This is a genomic window from Burkholderia sp. Bp8984, assembly GCF_003853755.1.
Lineage (GTDB): Bacteria > Pseudomonadota > Gammaproteobacteria > Burkholderiales > Burkholderiaceae > Burkholderia.
Genome location: NZ_QTQN01000055.1, coordinates 13,723 through 35,514 on the forward strand (window position 1 = coordinate 13,723; position 21,792 = coordinate 35,514).

Consider the following 21,792-nt stretch of genomic DNA (forward strand, 5'->3'; position numbering starts at 1 on the left):
CTGCGGCGCCGTCGCGGGAATTATGCAGCGAAATCGTCGTCCCGCATTCGCATGCCGGGCCGGCACCCCTGGAGCGAGACATGAACGAAAGGCACTACCCCGCCGCCGCCGCCGCGCACGTCTATCTGTTCGCGACCTGCCTGGTCGACCTGTTCGTCCCCGAAGCCGGGCTCGACGCGGTCCGCCTGCTGGAACGCGAAGGCCTGACCGTCCACTATCCGCGCGGCCAGAGCTGCTGCGGGCAGCCGGCCTACAGCAGCGGCAATCCCGACGAAGCGCGCCGCGTCGCGGCCGCGCAGCTCGACCTGTTCGCCGAGCCGTGGCCCGTGATCGTGCCGTCCGGCTCGTGCGCGGGCATGATCCGGCACCATTGGCCCGCCCTGTTCGCCGACGATCCCGTGCACGGCCCGAAGGCACGCGCGATCGCGGAGCGCACCTACGAACTCGCCGAATTCCTCGTCCATGTGCTCGACGTGCGGCTCGACGCCGTCACCGCCAACGCCGGCCCGGACGAGCGCGTCGTGCTGCACACGTCGTGCGCGGCCCGCCGCGAGATGGGCACGCGCGTGCACGGCGTCGCGCTCGTCGACGCGCTGCCGGGCGTCACGCGCATCGAACATGAACGCGAATCGGAATGCTGCGGCTTCGGCGGCACGTTCTCGCTGAAGCATCCCGACATCTCCGGCGCGATGGTGCGCGACAAGGTCGCATCGGCCTGCGCGACGGGCTGCGACCGGCTCGTGTCGGCGGACTGCGGCTGCCTGCTGAACATCGGCCACGCTGCGGCCAAGGCCGGCGCGGCGCTGCCCGTCGAGCATCTCGCGAGCTTCCTGTGGCGCCGCACGGCCGGTGCCGGCTCGCTGCGCGGAGACACGCAATGAGCGCGCGCGACGCCATCCTCGCGCGCCTGCGCGCCGCCGCCCCCGGCGTCGCCGTGAACGCCGCGCCCGCGCTCGATGCGCGCATCGACACGCATTACGCGGCGCGGCGCGCGGCAGTCGCGCCCGATCCGGATGCCCTCGCGCAGACGATGCAGGCCGCGCTCGCCGCGTCGCACGCCGAAGTCTGGTGCGCCACCGCCGACGCATGGCCCGCGCAGCTGGCCGCGCGCCTGGCCGAGGCCGGCGTGCGCCGCCTGCTGCTCGACCCGGCCCGCCCCGAAGCCGCGGCCCTCGCGCAGGCGCTGCCCGACGCGGTCGCGCCGGTGCCGTTCGACCGGCCGATCGACGCATGGAAAGCCGAGCTGTTCGACACGATCGACGCGGGCTTCACGGTTGCGCGCTCGGGCATCGCGGCGACCGGCACGGTCGTGCTCGCGCCCGATGCCGGCACGCCGCGCACGGTCTCGCTGGTGCCGCCGCTGCACGTCGCGCTCGTGCATGCGAACACGCTGCACGCGGACCTTCACGCGGCCGCGCACGCGGAGCGCTGGCACGCCGGCATGCCGACCAACGTCGTGCTGGTGTCGGGCCCGTCGAAGACCTCCGACATCCAGCAGACCCTCGCGTATGGCGCACACGGCCCGCGCAACCTCTGGGTCGTGATCGTCACCGAACCGACCGCAACCGCCTGCCAGGACCTGCCGCGATGAGCGACCAACCGCTGCAATTCGTCGCCCCCGGCGACTTCAAGGCCCGCGCGCGCGCCGCGCTCGACGATCCCGCGCTGCGCCGCAGCTTTCGCGGCGCGATGGATTTCCTGCAGGGCAAGCGCGCGACCCAGTTCCCCGACGACACCGAGCTGCAGCAGCTGCGCGATCTCGGCGAAGCGGTGCGCCAGCACGCGCTCGCGCAACTGCCCGCGCTGCTCGAGCGGCTGGAGGCGAAGCTCAACGCGGCCGGCGTGCACGTGCACTGGGCCGAGACGGCCGCCGACGCGAACGCGATCGTGCTCGGCATCGCGCAGGCGAAGAAGGCGCGCCGCGTGATCAAGGGCAAGTCGATGGCCAGCGAGGAAATCGAGCTGAACCATTACCTCGCGGATCACGGCGTCGACTGCATCGAGTCCGACATGGGCGAGTTCATCGTGCAGCTCGCGGGCGAAAAGCCGTCGCACATCGTGATGCCGGCGATCCACAAGACGCGCGGCGACATCGCCGAGCTGTTCGAGGAACACATCCCGGGCACGCGTTACACGGAGGACGTCGACGAGCTGATCCAGACCGGCCGGCGTGCGCTGCGCCGCGCGTTCGCGGAAGCCGACATCGGCCTGTCCGGCGTGAACTTCGCGGCGGCCGACACGGGCACGCTGTGGCTCGTCGAGAACGAGGGCAACGGCCGGCTGTCGACCACCGTGCCCGACACGCACGTCGCGATCATGGGGATCGAGAAGGTCGTCGAGAAACTCGAGCACATCGTGCCGCTGTCGAGCCTGCTCACGCGCTCGGCCACCGGCCAGGCGATCACGACCTACTTCAACCTGATCTCGGGCCCGCGCCGCGACGGCGAACGCGACGGCCCGCGCGAGCTGCATCTCGTGCTGCTCGACAACGGCCGCACACAGGCCTACGCCGACGAGCAGCTGCGCGCGACGCTGCAATGCATCCGCTGCGGCGCGTGCATGAACCACTGCCCCGTCTATACGCGGATTGGCGGCCACGCATACGGGACGACCTACCCGGGCCCGATCGGCAAGATCATCTCGCCGCACCTGCTCGGCCTCGACGCGACGGCCGACCTGCCGACCGCATCGACGCTGTGCGGCGCGTGCGGCGAGGTGTGCCCGGTCCGGATTCCGATCCCGCAATTGCTGGTGCGGCTGCGTACCGAGGCGAACCGCAAGCCCGACGAACCCGTCGCGCATCCGCTGCGCGGCCAGGGCGCGAACTACAACCGCGCGGAAGACCTCGTGTGGCGCTTCTGGTCCGGCGCGTTTGCGCATCCGCGCGCGTATCGCGCGTTCCGCTGGAGCGCGACGCGGCTGCGCGCGCTGACGCCCGCGAAGCAGATGGGCTGGACCCAACATCGCACGCCGCTCGAGCCGGCGCCGCGCAGCCTGTCCGACCTGCTGCGCGCACGCGGCCAACCCGAATAGACCACCCCGCTTTCAAACCCGTACCGATAGAAATCCATGGAGGAGACAACCATGCAGGTTTGGCATCAGATCTACACCCCGCTCGGCAGCCTCGGGCTGTCGGCGTTCGTCGCCGCGATCCCGATCATCTTCTTTTTCGTCGCGCTCGCCGCACTGCGGATGAAGGGGCACGTCGCCGCCGCGATCACGCTGCTGCTGGCGCTCGGCGTCGCGATCCTCGCGTATGGCATGCCCGTGCCGCAGGCGCTCGCCGCAGCCGGCTTCGGCTTCGCGTACGGCCTGTGGCCGATCGCGTGGATCATCGTCGCGGCGGTGTTCCTGTACAAGATCGTCGTGAAGACCGGCCAGTTCGAGATCATCCGCGCGTCGGTGCTGTCGATCACCGACGACCAGCGGCTGCAGATGCTGCTGATCGGCTTCTCGTTCGGCGCGTTCCTCGAAGGCGCCGCCGGCTTCGGCGCGCCCGTCGCGATCACGGCCGCGCTGCTCGTCGGCCTCGGCTTCAAGCCGCTGCACGCGGCAGGATTGTGTCTGATTGCAAACACCGCGCCGGTCGCGTTCGGCGCGATGGGCATCCCGATCATCGTCGCCGGACAGGTGACCGGCATCGACGCGTTCCACATCGGCGCGATGGCCGGCCGCCAGCTGCCGCTGCTGTCGCTCGCGGTGCCGTTCTGGCTCGTGTTCATGATGGACGGGCTGCGCGGCGTGCGGCAGACCTGGCCGGCCGCGCTCGTCGCCGGCGGCAGCTTCGCGATCACGCAGTACTTCACGTCGAACCATATCGGGCCCGAGCTGCCGGACATCACGTCGTCGCTCGTCAGCCTCGTCTCGCTCGCCGCGTTCCTGAAGGTCTGGCAACCGGGCAGCGCGAAGCAGACGGCCGGCGGCCTCGTCGCGTCGGGCGGCGGCGCGGCGCTCGCGGGGTTCGGTGCGGGCGGCAACGGTGCGGGCGCGAGCCGCCAGGCGTCGCCGTACTCGCTCGCGCAGACCGTGCGCGCGTGGTCGCCGTTCCTGATCCTGACGGCCGTCGTCACCGTGTGGAGCATCGCGCCGTTCAAGGCGCTGTTCGCCGCGCACGGCGCGCTCGCGTCGACCGTCCTCAAGTTCCACGTGGCCGGGCTCGACCAGCTCGTCGTGAAGACCGCGCCGATCGCCGCGACGCCGAAGGCGCTCGACGCGGTGCTGAAGCTCGACCTCGTGTCGGCGGTGGGCAGCGCGATCCTCGTGACCGCGCTGATCTCGATGGCGCTGCTGCGGATGAAACCGCGCGACGCGCTCGTCACGTTCGGCGAAACGCTGAAGGAGCTCACGCGCCCGATCCTGTCGATCGGCCTCGTGCTCGCGTTCGCGTTCGTCGCGAACTACTCGGGGATGTCGTCGACGCTCGCGCTGATGCTCGCCGCGACCGGCGCCGCGTTTCCGTTCTTCTCGCCGTTCCTCGGCTGGCTCGGCGTGTTCCTGACCGGCTCGGATACGTCGTCGAACGCGCTGTTCTGCTCGCTGCAGCAAGCGACCGCGCACCAGCTCGGCGTGCCCGAGACGCTCGCGGTCGCCGCGAACACGACGGGCGGCGTGACCGCGAAGATGATCTCGCCGCAGTCGATCGCGGTGGCATGCGCGGCAACGGGGCTGGTCGGCAAGGAATCGGAGCTGTTCCGCTTCACCGTGCGCCACAGCCTGCTGTTCGCGGTGATCGTCGGCCTGATCACGCTCGTGCAGGCGTACGTGCTGCCGGGGATGGTGCCGTAAGCACGCGGCGCGGCCGCTTTCCGGCGGATTTCCGGCCGCTTTCCGCTTCCCCGGAAAACAAAAACCCCACGCCCGCAAGAGCGTGGGGTTTCGTTCATCCCGGGCGCCGGACGAGGCCGGCGCCATCCGGCGGCGCTCAGCTGCCCTTCGCGATGCGATCCTGGATGTGCTGCGCACGGCTCGTCGACGACGGGTGCGAGCTCATCATCGAGCTCTTGCCACCATCGAGCTGCGCGAGCTTCTGGAACGCGGTGACGAGGCCCTTCTGGTTCATGTTCTTCTGCTTCATCAGGTCGAACGAGTAGTCGTCGGCCGCGCTCTCCTGCGTCTGCGAGAACTGCGCGTTGATGAACTTCTCGGTGATGTCGCCGAGCTGCGAGCTCGTCAGGGCCGCGACGCCAGGCGATGCCGCGCCGGCCGCGGTGCGTGCCGCGCTGACCGCGTAGGCAGTCTGCATCGCCTTCTTCGAGTGACCCAGCGCGACGTGGCCCATTTCATGGCCGATCACGCCGCGCAGCTCGTCGTCGTTCATCATGTCCATCAGGCCGCTGTACACGCGCACGCAGCCGTTGCCCATCGCCCACGCGTTGACGTCCTTGGTCATGTAGACCTTGTAGTTGATCTTCTGGCCGTTCAGCGTCATGTCGCCGAAGCCCTTCATCACCTTCGTCAGGCGCTTCGCGTACGCGCTGTTCGGCGCGGCGATCTTCGATTCGGCGTCGCTCGCCTTGCACGAGTCGTTCGACAGTGCCGCGATGTCGCTGTCCGACAGCGTCGCCGCCTTGAACAGGTTGGTCCCCGCCGACGTCAGGCTGTTCGCGTCGAGACTCTGCACGCCACCGCATGCGCTCAACAGGAAAACCATGCCGCACGCGGCCGCCGCTTTCTTGATATGCATCCCGGATCCCTCGGTAGTTGTATTTGGGAGCGGCGATTTTGCATAATCCGGCAGAAAATTACCAGATGTTTACATCGAATGACAGCTTGATTACTGACAAATACGGAATGAACGGCGCGATTGCTCAGCCGATTGATGACAATCGGACCGTCAATCGCCGCGGCCGGACGACCGGCCGAACGCGGAACGCGACCGGCGCGTCAGCCGCCGCGCGACCAGCATCGGCAGCCGCACCAGGAAACCGGCGAACAGCCGCAGGTGCATCCACGCGAGCAACGCGTTGTCGCGGCCGTAGTGGAAATGCGACACGCCGCCCTCGTGCGCGCCGAAGTAACGCACCGGCGCTTCGATGCGGATCGGCCGCACCCCGGCCCAGCACAGCCGCACGGCGGCTTCCGGATCGAAGTCGAAGCCGCGCATCCACGGCTGGCGATGCATGATCGCGGCGAGCGGCGCGACCGGGTACACGCGAAAGCCGTACAGCGAATCGCCGATCCCGGCCCACAGAGTCTCGAGGTCGGCCCATCCGTTCGACAGCCGCCGGCCCTGCACGCGCAGCTGCGGCGCGCTCGCGTCGAACTTCGGCAGGCCCAGCACCATCGCATCCGGCGCCCCCTGCGACGCGGCCATGAATTCGGGAATCAGGTCGGCCGGATGCTGGCCGTCGGAATCCATCGTCAGCACGTGCGTGAAGCCGCTCGCGGCCGCCGCGTCGAGCCCGGCCAGCACCGCGGCGCCCTTGCCGCGGTTCGCCGGCAGCACGATCACGCGCAGCCCGGGGTCGCGCTCGGCCATCGCCTGCAGGCGCTCGGCGCTGCCGTCGGTGCTGCCGTCGACGACGACCCACACCGGATTCCACTGCGCGCGGGCGTTGCGCACGGTCGTGTCGACCTTGACGCCCGGGTTGTAGCTCGGAATCAGTACGAGATGGGTGGACGAGGCCTGCAGCGTGGACATGGGAACGGCCGATTGCGAAGACGAGGATCCTGACAAAAGTTTATGACCTGCAGGCGACTGCCGACAGGCTTCGTCGACGCCGCCCGCGTGCGGCGACGGTTCGCGCAGCGACAGGCCCGCGCGCTTCACGACAGGTGCTCCAGAGGATGGCCGGCGCTCGCCTCGATCTCGACCAGCAGATCGTCGCGGCACACGTCCGCGTGGACGAACAGCGGCCGCACGCCGGGGCCGGCCGCATCGCGCAACGTGCGTTCGATCGCGGCGAGCGCCGCGGCATCGCCGGCGTCGCGCACGTAGACGCGGTAGCTCAGGTCGGCAAGCGTGAACGGGCCGTGCCCCTGCCGCGCGGCCTGCTCGAGCACGGCGGCCAGGTTCGCGAGCGTCTCGCGCGTTTGCGCGACGACGTCGCCGTGATGCACGGTGCGATGCCCGACGATGCTGGCGGTGCCCGACACGAACAGCAGCGGCGCGGCAGCGTCGCCCGGCCATGCGGCCGCGCGCGCGAACGTCGGCGCACGCGGGCCGTACTCCGCCGGGTAGTGATACGCGCTGACCTGGCGCGGGTTCTCGACCGGATCGGCCGGCGCACGGCTCGCGATGAAATGGATCGCGAGCGGCGCGGCCGGCGGCATGTCACCCGCGACCGGCACGACGGAACCGAGCGCGCAGGCGGCCGGCACGCCGCCCGTCAGCGCGCGGCGGCACGCGTCGAACGCGCGCTGCCTGCCGATATTGAACTGACGATAGCGTTCGATCCCGAACTGCTGCGCGTTGATCGCAGGCACGGTGTTCCAGATCCGCAGCGGATGCGGGATGCCGAGCGTATCGAGTACGTCGAACAGCGCGCGGTACGCGTCGTAGGTCGTGCGCTCGAGCGGCGTGCCGCCGTCGCGATCCGCATCGGCCGATTCCTGAGCTTCATGCGCTGCCTGCGCTTCCTGCACGACGATGCTGCCGAACACGAGCCCCGCCGTTGCGCTGTAGCGGTACTGCAGCGCGCCGCGTCGCTCGCTGCGCAGGTCGCGCGCGTCGCACTGCCAGATTTCGCAGACCGCACCGGCGCGTGCATGGCTGCCGGCATCGAGCAGCGCCATCTGCACCGGTGCGAGCGGGAGGTCGGGCGCGGCGGCGGCGAGCACGCGCGCCATCGCATCGGCCGGCGAGCCGGCCGCACCGATGCAGACCGCGCCCAGCGCGCCGGGAAACACGCGGTCGAATGCGTCGCCCCGCTGCTGCGCATCGTGCAGCAGCGCAGCCAGCCGTGCCTGATCGATCTGGACGAGCCGCAACGCACGATTGCCGCCGTTCGCGGTGGACGTGGCCGCCATGGGTCCGCGTGCGACCGCGCTGGTGGCGGACGACGGGGAACACGCTCGCCGTTCGGCGTCGACTGGATGCACTGACACTTCGATTTCCTCACTATGCGGCGCGGGCTCGCGGCATCGTGGCCACGCGCCGCGTTGCGCGCCGTTGCTTCGCGTCAAGCCGACGCGGCGCGCGTCGTCATGCGAGGCCGCCGTTGACGGACAGCACTTGCCCCGTCACATAGGCGGCCGCATCGGATACCAGATACGCGACCATCGCCGCGACTTCGTCGGGCCGGCCGGCGCGCTGCGCGGGCACGAGCTGCTTGATCCGTTCGGCGGGAAACGCATGTTCCGCCATCGGCGACTCGATGATGCCGGGCGCGACCGCGTTCACGGTAATGCCGCGCGACGCGAGCTCCAGCGACAGCGACTTCGTCGCGCCGATCAGCCCCGCCTTCGCGGCCGCGTAGTTGACCTGTCCGCGGTTGCCGGTCACGCCGGCGACCGACGCGATGTTGACGATCCGGCCGCGCCGCGTGCGGATCATCGGCAGCAGGAGCGGTTGCGTCACGTTGAAAAAACCGTTGAGCGTCACGTCGATCACGCTGTGCCATTGCTGGCGCGACATGCCGGCCATCGGCGCGTCGTCGTGAATGCCCGCGTTGTTGACGAGGATCTGCACCGGCGCGTCGTCGACGAACGGTGCGAGCGCGGCGAGCGTCGCATCCGCGTCGGTCACGTCGAATGCGATCGCATGCGCGATGCCGCCGGCCGCGACGATCTGCTGCGCGACGGCTTGCGCCTGCGCGAGATTCCGGTTCGCGTGTACCCAGACTTCGTGGCCGGCCTGCGCGAGCGTCGTGCAGATCGCCTGCCCGAGTGCGCCGCTGCCGCCCGTTACGAGCGCCCGCATCGAATTGCTCCGTTCATCGCGTTCCTCCTCGATCGACGCGGCGGCGGTGCATCCAGCCGCCGCCGCCGCGTGCCGTCATCCTCTGCGTGCCGCGTCGCGCCCGCGCGCGCCGCCGTCACTTCGTGCGATGCGCGGCGACATACGCGGCAAGCGCGCCGAGCGTCGCGAAGATCTTCTGGTTGTCCGGATTGTCCGAGCGCAGCTCGAAGCCGTACTTCTTCGAGATCAGCAGCGCGATTTCCAGGATGTCGATGGAGTCGAGCCCGAAGCCCTCGCCGTACAGCGGGGTCCCGGCCGTCACCGTTTCGAGCGGGACGTCTTCGAGATTCAGTTCGCCGATGATCAGCGTGGCGAGCTCTTGTTCCAGTGCGTTCATCATGCTTGCGGGCAGGCGGCCCATGGCAGCGGGAGGCGCCCGGAAAACGGCAGCCATCGTGCACGCCCGGCGCGGTGCGAGGCGCGCGAATCTCCGTCCCTCCGGCGTCTGCCGGCTTCCCCGCCTGCGTTATTGGGGATCGTTTGTAAAAGTTACGCGGATTCTAGACGATGGGTATCGGCACGTATACGGGGAATGGTTACAGACTGAAGGGCCCCGCCACGGCCGGTTTCGGGACCCGATCGCAGCAGACGCTTGAGCCGCTTCGGATGGAAATGGATCGTCGCCGCAAAAGCTTCAGTGCGCTGCCATACATTCGGTTACAAAACCCGGCTGCACCTGCCTCGAACCGCCGCGCCGCGGCCCTAAAATGTGCGTGCACGACAGCCGGCCCGGACTAGCGTCCCGGCCGCCATTCATATGATGTTTGACGGCCCGACGCACGCGTCCGGCCCCGATCCGCCCGATGTTTCCAGCAACCATGCCGCGCCCGTCCGCTCCCCTCGTTCCGGTTTGTCCGTCCGTTTGCCGCCGTGCCGCGGCAGCCGGCGGCAACGCGCACCCGCGCCGCGCGCCCGGAGCGCCGCGATGAGCACGCCGCTCGGCATCGTACGCGGCGCCGGCGCGGTCGCCGCGGTGGCGGCGTACCAGATCGGCGCGCACTACGCGGCCGCGACGCCCGGCGCGCACGGCTTCGGCCTCGCGATGGCGCTCGTGCCGCCGCTGCTGCTCGCGCTCGGCGCGGCACTGCGCTCGCCGCGGCGCGCCTGGCTCGTGCCGGCGTGGCTGCTGGCCGCCGTCGCGCTGTGGGCCGTGCGCATCCCGCTCGCGCGCCATTTCGAATGGGGCCTGTATCTGGAGCACGCGAGCTTCAACCTCGCGATGGCGCTGCTGTTCGGCCGCACCCTCGCGGCCGGCCAGGTGCCGCTGTGCACGCGCTTCGCGACGCTGATCCACGGCACGATCACGCCGGCCGTCGCGCGCTACACGCGGCACATCACGCTCGCATGGACGCTGTTCTTCGTCGCGATCGCCGCCGTGTCGACGCTGCTGTTCGCGACCGCGCCGATCGTCGCGTGGTCGACATTCGCGAACTACCTGTCGCTGCCGCTCGTCGCCGTGATGTTCGCCGCCGAGCATGCGTGCCGGCGCTTCGCGCTGCCGCACGACGCGCGGCCGCGGATGGTCGACGCGGTGCGCGCGTACCGCGCGTCGACGCAGCCGTCACGATGAATTCATGGCCGTCGCGGCGCCGCATCGCGGCCGCGCCGGTGACCGCCTTTCGCTTTGACCGATTTATGCCGACTCACCCGCTGGTATTCCATTCCTCGCCGGACCAGACGATCGCCTGGCGCGACGGCACGCCCGTCACCGTCCGCACGTTCGTCGCCGATGTCGCGCGCGTGGCCGCCGCACTGCCCGCCGGCCGCCACGTGTTCAACGTGTGCCGCGACCGCTACCGCTTCGCGGTCAGCCTGTGCGCGGCGCTCGTCACCGGCAGGATCAGCCTGCTGCCGTCGACGCACACGCCGGAGATGGTGCGCCAGCTCGCGTCGTTCGCACCCGACGCGTTCTGCCTGCATGACGCGCCGGACTGCACGATCGACCTGCCGCGCTTCGCGTATCCGGACGCCGCACCCGGCGAACTCCCCGACGACGCACCGTGCGTGGTGCCGCAGATCGACGCGTCGCGGATCATGGCGTACGTGTTCACGTCCGGCTCGACCGGCGCGCCGGTGCCGCACCGCAAGACCTGGGGCTTCCTGGTCGGCTGCGTGCGCGCGGCGGCCGAGCGCCTCGGCCTGCTCGACGGCCGCGCGGCCACGCTGATCGGCACCGTGCCCGCGCAGCACATGTACGGCTTCGAATCGACGGTGCTGCTCGCGCTGATCGGCGGCCTCGCGTTCAGCAACCGTCAGCCGTTCTACCCGGTCGACATTCGCGACGAACTCGCCGCGATCCCGCAGCCGCGCGTGCTCGTCACGTCGCCGATCCACCTGCGCGCGCTGCTGTCGGCCGGCCATGCGCTGCCGCCGGCCGCGCTCGTGCTGTCGGCCACCGCGCCGCTGTCGGAAAAACTCGCGTGCGAAGCCGAGGCCGCGCTCGAGGCGCCGCTCGTCGAAATCTACGGCAGCACCGAAACCGGCCAGATCGCGACGCGCCGCACGTCGCAGGGCGCCGCGTGGCAACCGTTCCCGGACATCCGGCTCGACGCGCGCGCGGCGCACGACGCGTCGGACCACGACGCCGCCGGCGACGACAGCGGCCCGACCGTGTGGGTGTCGGGCGGACACGTCGAAACCCCGGTGCCGATGGGCGATGCGCTCGAGCTGCTCGGCGACGGCCGGTTCCTGCTGCACGGCCGCAAGGCGGACCTCGTCAACATCGCCGGCAAGCGCACGTCGCTCGCGTATCTGAACCATCAGCTGAACGCGATTGCCGACGTCGTCGACGGCGTGTTCTTCATGCCGGACGACATCGCGCCGGCCGACGCCGATGCGACCCGCGAACCGGTCACGCGCCTCGTCGCGCTCGTGGTCGCGCCGACGCTCGCCGCGGCCGACCTGCAGCGCGCGCTGCGCGAACGGATCGATCCGGCGTTCATGCCGCGCCCGCTCGTGTTCGTCGACGCATTGCCGCGCAACGAAACGGGCAAGCTGCCGCGCGACGTGGTCGCCGCGCTCGTCGCACGGCACACGCGCGCCGCCGGGGCCGACGTGCGCGAGCGCGCCGCGACGGATGCGCCCGATGCGCCGCTCGCGTTCACGATTCCCGCCGATCATCCGGCGCTGCCCGGTCATTTCCCCGGTCGTCCGATCGTGCCGGGCGTCGTGCTGCTCGATCACGCGATCGCCGCACTCGGCGCATCGCTGAATCGCCCGCTCGATACGTGGCGGCTGGCTTCCGCGAAATTCCTGAGCCCGGTCGCGCCCGGCGAGGCGCTCGATCTCGCGTTCGATGCAGCGGCCGGCGGCGCGATCCGCTTCACGCTGCGCGTGGGTGCGCGCGACGTCGCGACCGGCGTGCTGTCCGCGCCGCCGGCCGCGCAGGACGGCGCGCAGCCATGAAGCGCACCGCATGGGCCGAGCGCCAGGAACGCAGCAACGCCGGGTTGCTGCGCGTGATGACCTGGATCTCGCTGCGTTTCGGCCGGCGGCCGTCGCGCATCGTGCTGCATGCCGTCGCGACTTATTTCGTGCTGTTCTCGCCGGTCGCGTGCGCCGCGTCGCGCGACTACCTGCGCCGCGTGCTCGGCCGTCCCGCGCGCTGGCGTGACGTGTACCGGCACGTGTTCACGTTCGCGGCGACGATCCACGACCGCATCTACCTGATGAACGGCCGCTTCGACCTGTTCGACATCCGGCTGCACGGCGAAACGCGGGTCGACGCCGCGCTCGCCGGCGGGCGCGGCGCATTCCTGATGGGCGCGCATCTCGGCAGCTTCGAAGTCGTGCGCGCGATCGGCCGCACGCGCCCGGACCTGCGCGTCGTCGTCACGATGTTCGAAGAGAACGCGCGCAAGATCAACGCGACGCTCGCCGCCGTCAACCCGGCCGCGAAGCCGGAAGTGATTCCGCTCGGGCAGGTCGACTCGATGCTGAAGGTGCGCGAACGCCTCGACGCGAACTGCATGGTCGGGATGCTCGCCGACCGCACGCTGCTCGACGACGCGACCGCGTCGCTGCGGTGGCTGCCGCTGCTCGGCGCGCCGGCGGCATTCCCGCTCGGGCCGCTGTACATGGCCGCGATGCTGCGGCGTCCGGTGCTGTTCATGACGGGCCTCTATCGCGACGGCAATCGCTACGATGTGCACTTCGAGACGCTCGCCGATTTTTCCGACGTGCGCCGCGACGCGCGCGCGGCGGCCGTCGACGCGGCGCTCGCGCGCTACGTCGCGCTGCTCGACCAGTACTGTCGCGCGGCGCCGTACAACTGGTTCAACTATTTCGATTTCTGGCAGACCGGCACGGCCGCCGCGCGCCGCGACGCGGCGCACGCATGCGCCGGCCTGTCCGCCACGAGGGATTCCGACGCATGACCGCCGTTCGCCGCTTTCCGCCGATGTCGCTGCCGATGTTCCCGCTGCCGCACCCGCGCGCGCTGCGCCGCGCCGCACGGAGGTTCGCCGTCACGGCCGCCGTCGCGCTCGCCCTGCCCGCGCACGCGGCCGACACCGGTTCGGCATGGACCCTCGACCGGCTGATGTCGACACTCGCGCAGCACAAGTCGGGGCGCGCGACGTTCACCGAGACGAAGACGCTGTCGATCACCACGCAGCCGCTCGAATCGTCGGGCGAGCTCGTGTTCGTCGCACCCGACCATCTCGAGAAGCACACGCTGAACCCGAAGCCCGAACATCTCGTGGTCGACGGCGACATGCTCACCGTCGAGCGCAACAACCGCAAGTACACGCTCGCGCTCGCGCGCTATCCGGAGCTCGGCGCGTTCATCGACAGCATCCGCGCGACGCTCGCCGGCAACCGCTATGCGCTCGAGCAGGTCTACAAGGTCGCGCTCGCCGGTCGCGGCGACGACTGGACGCTGACGCTCACGCCGCTCGACTCGCGGATGCTGAAGGTCGTCAGCACGATCACGCTCGAAGGCTCGCGCGACGTGTTGCGCAGCGTCGCGATCCGGCAGGCCGACGGCGACCGTTCGACGATGCGCCTGCAACCCGTCCCGGCGAACTGATGGACGATCGCACCCGGCCGCCCGCCCCCGTCACGCACCGCCTGCCCGCGTGGCGGCAACGCGCGGTGCTCGTGTGGCTGCTCGCGCTCGTCGCATGCGGGATCGCGATCGCCCGCGCGAACTTCACGGCCGACCTGTCCGCGTTCCTGCCGCGCGCACCGAGCGCGGGGCAGCGCGTGCTCGTCGATCAACTGCGCGACGGCATCGTGTCGCGGCTGATCCTCGTCGCGATCGACGGCGGCGATGCGGCCACGCGTGCCGCGCTGTCGCGGCGCGTCGCCGGCACGCTGCGCGCCGACCGGCAATTCTCCTCGATCAACAACGGCGAAGCCGTCGACGACACACACGACCGGCAGTTCGTGTTCGACCATCGCTACCTGCTGAGCCCGGCCGTCGCGCCGCAGCGCTTCAGCGCGGACGGCCTGCACCAGGCGCTCGGCGACAGCCTCGACCTGTTGAGTTCGTCGGCGGGCCTCGTCGCGAAGGCGCTGCTGCCGCGCGACCCGACCAGCGAAGTGACGGCGCTCGTCAATCAGCTCGACAGCGGCGCGCAGCCCGCCAGCCGCGACGGCGTATGGGCGTCGCGCGACGGCACGCGCGCGGTGCTCGTCGTGCAGACGGCCGCGCCCGGCTCCGACACCGATGCGCAGGCACGCGCGATCGACGCGGTGCGCCGCGCGTTCTCCGCCGCGACGCAGGCGCTGCCGAACCCGGCCGCGTACATGCTCGCGATGACCGGCCCAGGCGTGTTCTCGGTCGACATGCGCGACACGATCCGGCACGACGTCGAGCGGCTGTCGACGGCGAGCGTCGTGCTGATCGTCGCGCTGCTGCTGACGCTGTACCGCTCGCCGCGCACGCTCGCGCTGGGGCTGCTGCCGGTGCTGACGGGCATCGCCGCCGGCATCGCGGCGGTCGGCATCGCGTTCGGCACGGTCCACGGGCTGACGCTCGGCTTCGGCACGACGCTGATCGGCGAAGCCGTCGACTATTCGATCTACCTGTTCGTGCAATCGGCGCAGGCCGGCTCGCGCGGCACCGCACGGCCCGCCGGCGCGACGCGGGCATGGATCGCCGCTTATTGGCCGACGATCCGGCTCGGCGTGCTGACGTCCGTGTGCGGCTTCGCGTCGATGCTGTTCTCCGGTTTTCCGGGCCTCGTGCAGCTCGGGCTGTACTCGATCGCCGGGCTGACGGCCGCCGCGCTCGTCACGCGCTTCGTGCTGCCGCACCTGCGCGGCGAGCACGTCGCGATTCGCGACGTGTCGCGCGTCGGCGCGGTGCTCGCGCGCGCGGCCGCTGCCGCGCCGCGGCTGCGCTGGCCGCTCGCCGCGCTCGTGCTCGCCGCGTGCGCGACGCTCATGCTGCATCGCGACGGCCTGTGGAGCCGCGAGCTTGCGGCACTGAGCCCCGTGCCCGCTGGCGCGCAGGCACTCGACGCACGCCTGCGCGCCGATCTCGGCGCGCCGGACGTGCGCTATCTCGTCGTGATTTCCGCGCCGACCGAACAGGCCGCGCTCGAACGCGCGGAACGGGTCGCCGCGCAATTGCAGCCGCTCGTCGAGCGCGGCGCGCTCGCGGGCTTCGAAAGTCCCGCGCGCTACCTGCCGAGCGACGCCGCGCAGCGCGCGCGCCAGGCGAGCCTGCCGGACGAGGACACGCTTGCCGCACGCATGCGCGCGGCCGTCGCGAACCAGCCGATCCCGGTCAGGCCCGAGCTGTTCGCTCCGTTCATCGCCGATGTCGAGGCCGCACGCCACGCGCCGCTGCTCACGCGCGCGGACCTGCGCGGCACGTCGATGGCGCTCGCCGTCGACGCGCTGCTGACCGAGCGCGCGGGCCGCTGGCGCGCGATGCTGCCGCTGCGCGCGCCGGACGTCGCACGCACCGGTCCGGCGGCTCCGGCGCTCGATGCCGCGCCGATTCGCGCGGCCGTCGCGCGCGCCGGCGTGCCCGACGCGCTGTTCGTCGACATGAAGGCCGAGGCCGACCGCCTGTACGTGAACTACGTGCACGAGGACATCCGGCTGTCGCTCGCGGGTTTCGCGGCGATCGCCGTGCTGCTGCTGATCGCGCTGCGCTCGCCGCGCCGCGTCGTACGCGCGCTCGCGCCGCTGGTCGCGGCCGTGCTGGTGGTGACGGCCGGCTTCGCGCTCGCCGGCGTGCCGCTGACGATCCTGCACCTCGTCGGGATGCTGCTGATCGTCGCGGTCGGCTCGAACTATGCGCTGTTCTTCTGCAAGCGCGACGACGCGCAACCGGTCACGCCGCACACGCTCGTGTCGCTGCTGATCGCGAACCTCGCGACGGTCGCCGGCTTCGGCCTGCTCGCGCTGTCGCGGGTGCCGCTGCTCGAAACCTTCGGGCTGACCGTCGGCCCCGGTGCGATGCTCGCGCTCGCGTTCGCCGCGATTCTCGCGCCGCGCGCGGCGGCGGTGGCCGCTGGCAGCCCTCATCGTGAGCCGACAGGAGGTCGCGCATGAACGCGCCGTCGTCCGTTCCGCCTCGCCAGCCCGGCGATGCGCGCCGCTGGAAACCGACGCCGCTGATCGCGGGCACGGCCGCGCTGCACGCGGGCGCGCTCGCGGCCGTCGTCGCGCAACCGGCCGCATGGCCGTGGGCCGCCGGTGGCGTGGTCGCGTCGCATCTCGCACTGACCGCCGCCGGCCTGTGGCCGCGCAGCGCGCTGCTCGGGCCGAACTGGACGCGCCTGCCGGCCGGCGCCGGCCGCCGGATCGCGCTGACGATCGACGACGGCCCGGACCCCGACGTCACGCCGCGCGTGCTCGACCTGCTCGATCGCCACGACGCGCGCGCGACGTTCTTCTGCATCGGCGATCTCGCGCGCCGTCATCCGCAGTGGATCGAAGCGATCGTCGCGCGCGGCCACGCGGTCGAGAACCACAGCCAGCGGCACCGGCATACGTTCTCGCTGTCGGGGCCCGCCGCGCTGCGCCGTGAAATCGCGGCCGCGCAGCAGACGCTGACCGAGATCGCCGGCACGCGCCCGCGCTTCTTCCGCGCGCCGGCCGGCCTGCGCAATCCGTTTCTCGAGCCGGTGCTGTGCGAGTTCGGCCTGCAGCTCGCCAGCTGGACGCGCCGCGGCTTCGACACCCGCGCGCGCGATGCGGATACCGTCACGCACCGCCTGCTGAACGGCCTGGCTGCGCGCGACATCCTGCTCGTGCACGACGGCCACGCGGCGCGCGACGCGCGTGGCGAACCGGTCGTGCTCGACGTGCTGCCCGCGCTGCTGCACGCGGCCGCCGATGCGCAGTTGCACTGGACCACGCTGCGCGCCGCGCTCGCGCCCGCACCGTCCGATCCGCCCGCCGGGCCGGGCATGCCAGCCGCCCCGTTTGATAAAATCTGACCACGCCCGGCGCGCCCGCCAGCCTCGCTGCGGCGCCCGTTCCGGCCACCGGATACGACCCTCGTGAAACCTCTCCTGCTCTCGCACTTCACCGCCACCAGCTGCATCGGCCGCGGCCTCGACGCGACCGTCGACGCGCTGTGCCACGCACGCGGCGGGCTCACGCCGTGCGACTTCGAACGCGCCGATCTCGACACCTGGATCGGCGCCGTGGACGGCGTCGATGCGCAGCCCGTGCGCGCGGATCTCGCCGACTTCGACTGCCGCAACAACCGCCTCGCGCAACTCGGCCTCGTCCAGGACGGCTTCGACGCGCGCGTCGCGGCGGCCGTGTCGCGCCACGGCGCCGCGCGCGTCGGCGTGTTCGTCGGCACGAGCACGTCCGGCATCCTCGAAACCGAGCGCGCGTACGAGCAGCGCGATCCGGCCAGCGGAGCCCTGCCCGCCGGATTCCGCTACGCGCACACGCACAACCCGTATTCGCCGGCTGCGTTCGTACGCGCGTATTTCGCGCTGCGCGGGCCGGCGATGGCGATCTCGTCGGCGTGCTCGTCCGGCGCGAAGGTGTTCGGCTCCGCGCGCCGGATGATCGAAGCGGGGCTGATCGATGCGGCCGTCGTCGGCGGCGTCGATTCGCTGTGCCTGACGACGCTGTACGGCTTCAATTCGCTCGAACTGCTGTCGCGCCGGCCGTGCCGCCCGTTCGACGTCGCCCGCGACGGCATCTCGATCGGCGAAGCGGCTGCGTTCGCGTTGCTCGAACGCGTGCCCGACGCGCCCGCCGCGCTCGACGGCGACGCGATCCTGCTGCTCGGCATCGGCGAATCGAGCGATGCGCATCACATGTCGTCGCCGCATCCGGAAGGGCTCGGTGCGCGCATCGCGATCGAACAGGCGCTCGCGTCGGCCGGCCTCGCTGCAAGCGACATCGACTACGTGAACCTGCACGGCACCGCGACGCCCAGCAACGATGCCGCCGAAAGCCGCGCGGTGGGCGCGCTGCTCGCGCGCACGCCGTGCAGTTCGACGAAGGGCGCGACCGGTCACACGCTCGGGGCGGCCGGCGCCCTCGAAGCGGTCGTCGCCGCGCTGGCGCTGCGCGAACAGTTCGTGCCGGCCGGCGTCAACACGACGCAACCCGACCCGGCGCTGGCCGCCGACTACGTGCTCGCGAGCCGCGATGCGTGCGTGCGTGCGGTCCTGTCGAATTCGTTCGGCTTCGGCGGCACGAACTGCAGCCTGATCTTCGGCCGCGCCGGGCATGCGAGCCGCCGGGAGCCGACATGACCGTCACCGCCTTCATCGAAAGTGTCGGCCTCGTCGGGCCGGGACTGAACGACTGGCCGCACGCGGCCGACGTGCTCGCGGGCCGCGCGGCCTATGCGAGCGCGCGCACCGTGCTGCCGCCGCCTGCCGGCCTGCCGCCGGCGGAACGCCGCCGCACCGGCCCCGTCGTGCGCGTCGCGCTCGCGGTCGGCCTCGAAGCGGCAGCCGCGAGCGGGCGCGATGCGGCCACGCTCGCGACCGTGTTCAGCGCGTCCGGCGGCGACGGCCAGAACTGCCACGCGATCTGCGAGACCCTCGCCGGCGACGATCGCCACCTGTCGCCCACGCGCTTTCACAACTCGGTGCACAACGCGCCGGCCGGCTACTGGAGCATCGCGACCCGCGCGATGGCGACGTCAAACGTGCTGTGCGCGCACGACGGCAGCTTCGCCGCGGGCCTGCTCGAAAGCGTGTGCCAGGTCATGGTCGATCGCGTGCCGAGCCTGCTGATCGCCTACGACACCGACTATCCGGAGCCGCTGCACGCGGTGCGGCCGATCGTCGACGCATTCGGCGTCGCGCTCGTGCTCGCGCCCGACGCGAGCGAACGCACGCTCGCACGCATCGACGTGCGGCTCACCGACGCGCCGGCGACGACGCTCGCGAACCCCGAACTCGACGCGCTGCGCACCGGCAATCCGGCCGCGCGCGCGCTGCCGCTGCTCGACGCGCTCGCGGCGCGGCGCGCGGCGAGCGTCGTGCTCGACTATCTGGAAGATACGCGCGTGCAGGTCGATATCGCACTGCCGAATGCCGCGGCGGGGCACGCGCGATGACGACGCCCGTTTCGACGCCGATGCCTGCGCCGGCGCCGGCCACGCTCGACCGCGCATGGATCGCCACGCACATTCCGCACGACGGAGCGATGTGCTTGCTCGATCGGGTCGAAGCGTGGGACGCCGCGCGCATCCGCTGCAGCGCGACGAGCCACCGTGCCCCGCACAACCCGCTGCGCTCGCGCGGCCGGCTTGCGTCGGTCTGCGGGATCGAATATGCGGCACAGGCAATGGCCGTGCACGGCGCGCTGCTCGGTGCGCAGCAGGCGCAGGCGGAACCCGCGCGGCCGCGCGCCGGCTATCTCGCGAGCGTGCGCAACGTCGACGCGTTCGTCGACCGGCTCGACACGTTCGAGCTGCCGCTGATCGTCGACGCCGAACGCATCGGCGGCGACGACCGCTCCGTGCTGTACGGCTTCACGCTGCGCTGCGGCGAGCGCGTGTTGCTCGGCGGCCGCGCCGCGGTGATGCTCGATGCATCGGCAACCGGCGTGCGCGTTGCGCCGCCCGCGGGCCGCGCGGACCCTAGATGAACCAGCCCCAAGGAAACCAGGCCGTGAAAGCACGTCAGTTCATTTGCACCGCGTTCGTTCTCGCGCTGATCAGCCCGATCGCGCACGCGGACATGTCGGAAGTGAAGCAGGACATCAAGCGCGATTCGAAGGAAGCCGCGCACAAGACCGGCGAGGCCGCGCGCAGTTTCGGCCACGCGACCGCGAGCGCCGCGAAGACGGTCGGCCACGGCATCGCGCACGCGTCGCGCGAAGGCTGGGATGCCACCAAGCGCACGACGAAGCGGATCTTCCACAAGAACGATTCAGGCGAAGGCGCGCGAAAGAGCGATTGAGTGCGAACGTCCCGCGCACCGCAGACGGATGCGCGGGACGCGGCACGACGCGTGAACGCGGCGGTGCCGCACCGCCGCCGTCAGCGCGCGCCGCCGCGCGTGCGACGCGCCGGCCCGCGCGCGAAGCACTTGCCGTACGCGACCAGCCAGCAATCGCGATGATCGAAGTTGCGCAGCAGCCGCGCGCGGCGCCGCTCGAGCCAGTGAAGCGCGATCGCCATCGTCAGCGCGACGGCCAGTGCCGAGCCGCCGATCGCGAGTCCCATCCAGGTGTCACCCATGCCTCCTCCGGAATGCGAGGCCGGTGCGGCGTGCGTGCCGCGACGCGGTAGCCGGTGCGCGGGCGCGCCCGGCCCGCCGCATGCGCGGCGAACCTGCGTCCGTGTTCGGTCACCGCGCGCGGGCGCGCCGCCCCGGCGCTGGATACAGCGGGAGCACGGCCCGGACGCGCGCGCGAACGCCGCCCGGGCCGCCGCGCGTCAATGCATGTGCTGGCCGCCGTTGATCGCGATGTTGGAGCCCGTCACGAAACCGGCCTCTTCCGAGCACAGATAGGCGACCAGCGCCGCGACTTCCTCGGGTTTCCCGAGCCGTCCCGCCGGAATCTGCGGAAGGATCTTGGTATCGAGGATGTCCTGCGGGATCGCCGTCACCATCTTCGTCGCGAGGTAGCCCGGCGACACCGTATTCACCGTCACGCCCTTGCGCGCGGTCTCGAGCGCGAGCGATTTCGTGAAACCGTGCATGCCGGCCTTCGCGGCCGCGTAGTTGGTCTGGCCGACCGAGCCCTTCGAGCCGTTGACCGACGCGATGTTGACGATGCGTCCCCAGCCGCGCTCGACCATGCCGTCGCAGACCGGCTTCGTCATGTTGAACACGGAATCGAGGTTGGTGCGGATCACCGCATCCCAGTTGACCTTGTCGAGCTTGCGCAGCGTCATGTCGCGCGTGATGCCCGCGTTGTTCACCAGGATGTCGACCGGGCCGACGTCCCGGACGATTTTCTCGACGCATTGCTGGCACGAATCGTAATCGGCCACGTCCACCGGATACGCGTGGAATTCGCGACCGGCCGCGTGCATCTCGGTCAGCCAGCGATCGGCGCCGGTGTTGTTCGGCGAATACGTGACGACGACCTGGTAGCCCGCATCGTTCAACCGGATGCTGATCGCTTCGCCGAGACCGCCCATCCCACCCGTCACAACTGCAATTCGCTTAGTCATCCTATGAGTTACCGACAAGAAAAGTAGTCAAAGGTGCGGGGCGACGGCATGGCACATGCTGCCGCCCCGCCGCTGCGATGCGCTGGCGCCCGCAGGGCGGACGTGGCGCGCACCGGAACATCACGCTTGTTATTGGCAGCTTGTTACGCGCGAAGTTTGCTGCATATGTGTGCGGCGCTGGCCGGCGCCGCACGCGTGCACTATCGTCAGACCGTGTTCAACCGCGCTCGACCGCGAGCGCGACGCCCATCCCGCCGCCGATGCACAGCGACGCCAGCCCGCGCTTCGCATCGCGCTTGGCCATCTCGTGCAACAGCGT

General features: G+C 71.1%; 22 protein-coding genes. 14 read left to right on the forward strand and 8 right to left on the reverse strand.

Annotated features, from left to right (window positions below; all coding sequences use genetic code 11):
* Nucleotides 1-80: 80 nt before the first annotated feature.
* Genes DID98_RS33600 through DID98_RS33615 form a run of 4 tightly spaced genes read left to right on the forward strand, consistent with a single transcriptional unit; the run spans nucleotide 81 to nucleotide 4,785 of the window.
* Complete coding sequence (locus DID98_RS33600; protein ID WP_124572099.1) at nucleotides 81-881, forward strand: (Fe-S)-binding protein; 801 nt, start codon at nucleotides 81-83, stop codon at nucleotides 879-881.
* Complete coding sequence (locus DID98_RS33605; RefSeq protein WP_124572100.1) at nucleotides 878-1,591, forward strand: LUD domain-containing protein; 714 nt, start codon at nucleotides 878-880, stop codon at nucleotides 1,589-1,591. Before DID98_RS33600 ends, DID98_RS33605 begins: the two co-directional genes overlap by 4 nt.
* A complete protein-coding gene (locus DID98_RS33610; RefSeq protein ID WP_124572101.1) occupies nucleotides 1,588-3,033 on the forward strand; it encodes a LutB/LldF family L-lactate oxidation iron-sulfur protein in 1,446 nt (481 codons plus the stop codon). The genes DID98_RS33605 and DID98_RS33610 overlap by 4 nt, the downstream gene beginning before the upstream one ends.
* A 51-nt stretch (nucleotides 3,034-3,084) precedes the next feature.
* Nucleotides 3,085-4,785 (forward strand): lactate permease LctP family transporter, encoded by a 1,701-nt coding sequence (locus DID98_RS33615; RefSeq protein WP_124521019.1) that lies wholly within the window; start codon nucleotides 3,085-3,087, stop codon nucleotides 4,783-4,785.
* 136 nt (nucleotides 4,786-4,921) lie between these two features.
* On the opposite strand, the gene DID98_RS33620 is transcribed toward DID98_RS33615, so the two are convergent.
* From DID98_RS33620 to DID98_RS33640, 5 genes are all read right to left on the reverse strand, one after another.
* Nucleotides 4,922-5,683 (reverse strand): M48 family metalloprotease, encoded by a 762-nt coding sequence (locus tag DID98_RS33620; RefSeq protein ID WP_044848588.1) that lies wholly within the window; start codon nucleotides 5,681-5,683, stop codon nucleotides 4,922-4,924.
* Nucleotides 5,684-5,833: 150 nt separating this feature from the next.
* Nucleotides 5,834-6,640 (reverse strand): glycosyltransferase family 2 protein, encoded by an 807-nt coding sequence (locus DID98_RS33625; protein WP_124488585.1) that lies wholly within the window; start codon nucleotides 6,638-6,640, stop codon nucleotides 5,834-5,836.
* A 125-nt stretch (nucleotides 6,641-6,765) separates the two neighbouring features.
* Nucleotides 6,766-8,046 carry an endoribonuclease L-PSP gene (locus DID98_RS33630; RefSeq protein ID WP_124572102.1) on the reverse strand — a complete coding sequence of 427 codons (1,281 nt, stop codon included), beginning with the start codon at nucleotides 8,044-8,046 and terminating at the stop codon, nucleotides 6,766-6,768.
* 97 nt (nucleotides 8,047-8,143) lie between these two features.
* Nucleotides 8,144-8,860, reverse strand: coding sequence for a 3-oxoacyl-ACP reductase FabG (gene fabG / locus DID98_RS33635; RefSeq protein ID WP_124488583.1), 717 nt, complete (start codon nucleotides 8,858-8,860; stop codon nucleotides 8,144-8,146).
* A 115-nt stretch (nucleotides 8,861-8,975) separates the two neighbouring features.
* The gene (locus DID98_RS33640) at nucleotides 8,976-9,260 is read right to left on the reverse strand and encodes a phosphopantetheine-binding protein (protein WP_014896047.1); all 285 of its coding nucleotides are present in this window, start codon (nucleotides 9,258-9,260) and stop codon (nucleotides 8,976-8,978) included.
* Between the two features lie 564 nt (nucleotides 9,261-9,824).
* Between DID98_RS33640 and DID98_RS33650 the strand changes: the two genes are divergently transcribed.
* The 10 genes from DID98_RS33650 (at nucleotide 9,825) to DID98_RS33695 (ending at nucleotide 20,250) form a co-directional block, all read left to right on the forward strand.
* Complete coding sequence (locus tag DID98_RS33650) at nucleotides 9,825-10,469, forward strand: hypothetical protein (RefSeq protein ID WP_124521015.1); 645 nt, start codon at nucleotides 9,825-9,827, stop codon at nucleotides 10,467-10,469.
* 65 nt (nucleotides 10,470-10,534) lie between these two features.
* Nucleotides 10,535-12,304 (forward strand): AMP-binding protein, encoded by a 1,770-nt coding sequence (locus DID98_RS33655; RefSeq protein ID WP_124572103.1) that lies wholly within the window; start codon nucleotides 10,535-10,537, stop codon nucleotides 12,302-12,304.
* A complete protein-coding gene (locus DID98_RS33660; RefSeq protein WP_124572104.1) occupies nucleotides 12,301-13,275 on the forward strand; it encodes an acyl-CoA synthetase in 975 nt (324 codons plus the stop codon). Before DID98_RS33655 ends, DID98_RS33660 begins: the two co-directional genes overlap by 4 nt.
* Nucleotides 13,272-13,928 carry an outer membrane lipoprotein carrier protein LolA gene (locus DID98_RS33665; RefSeq protein ID WP_124572105.1) on the forward strand — a complete coding sequence of 219 codons (657 nt, stop codon included), beginning with the start codon at nucleotides 13,272-13,274 and terminating at the stop codon, nucleotides 13,926-13,928. The genes DID98_RS33660 and DID98_RS33665 overlap by 4 nt, the downstream gene beginning before the upstream one ends.
* Nucleotides 13,928-16,411, forward strand: a complete 2,484-nt coding sequence (locus DID98_RS33670; protein ID WP_124572106.1) for an MMPL family transporter — start codon at nucleotides 13,928-13,930, stop codon at nucleotides 16,409-16,411. Before DID98_RS33665 ends, DID98_RS33670 begins: the two co-directional genes overlap by 1 nt.
* Entirely contained in the window at nucleotides 16,408-17,301 is an 894-nt protein-coding gene (locus tag DID98_RS33675; RefSeq protein WP_124572107.1) for a polysaccharide deacetylase family protein, read from the forward strand. Before DID98_RS33670 ends, DID98_RS33675 begins: the two co-directional genes overlap by 4 nt.
* Before the next feature lie 63 nt (nucleotides 17,302-17,364).
* Nucleotides 17,365-18,588 (forward strand): beta-ketoacyl-[acyl-carrier-protein] synthase family protein, encoded by a 1,224-nt coding sequence (locus tag DID98_RS33680; RefSeq protein ID WP_124572108.1) that lies wholly within the window; start codon nucleotides 17,365-17,367, stop codon nucleotides 18,586-18,588.
* On the forward strand, nucleotides 18,585-19,403 hold the full coding sequence (locus tag DID98_RS33685; protein ID WP_124521012.1) for a beta-ketoacyl synthase chain length factor: 819 nt from the start codon (nucleotides 18,585-18,587) through the stop codon (nucleotides 19,401-19,403). Before DID98_RS33680 ends, DID98_RS33685 begins: the two co-directional genes overlap by 4 nt.
* Nucleotides 19,400-19,936 (forward strand): hotdog family protein, encoded by a 537-nt coding sequence (locus DID98_RS33690; RefSeq protein WP_124572109.1) that lies wholly within the window; start codon nucleotides 19,400-19,402, stop codon nucleotides 19,934-19,936. The genes DID98_RS33685 and DID98_RS33690 overlap by 4 nt, the downstream gene beginning before the upstream one ends.
* Nucleotides 19,933-20,250, forward strand: a complete 318-nt coding sequence (locus tag DID98_RS33695; RefSeq protein ID WP_124488573.1) for a hypothetical protein — start codon at nucleotides 19,933-19,935, stop codon at nucleotides 20,248-20,250. Before DID98_RS33690 ends, DID98_RS33695 begins: the two co-directional genes overlap by 4 nt.
* Before the next feature lie 80 nt (nucleotides 20,251-20,330).
* On the opposite strand, the gene DID98_RS33700 is transcribed toward DID98_RS33695, so the two are convergent.
* The 3 genes from DID98_RS33700 to DID98_RS33710 form a co-directional block, all read right to left on the reverse strand.
* Nucleotides 20,331-20,531 carry a hypothetical protein gene (locus DID98_RS33700; RefSeq protein WP_044847444.1) on the reverse strand — a complete coding sequence of 67 codons (201 nt, stop codon included), beginning with the start codon at nucleotides 20,529-20,531 and terminating at the stop codon, nucleotides 20,331-20,333.
* 198 nt (nucleotides 20,532-20,729) lie between these two features.
* Nucleotides 20,730-21,473 carry an acetoacetyl-CoA reductase gene (gene phbB / locus DID98_RS33705; protein WP_044847445.1) on the reverse strand — a complete coding sequence of 248 codons (744 nt, stop codon included), beginning with the start codon at nucleotides 21,471-21,473 and terminating at the stop codon, nucleotides 20,730-20,732.
* Between the two features lie 217 nt (nucleotides 21,474-21,690).
* Nucleotides 21,691-21,792: hypothetical protein (locus tag DID98_RS33710; RefSeq protein WP_148093550.1), on the reverse strand; the 102-nt coding region annotated here is incomplete at its 5' end.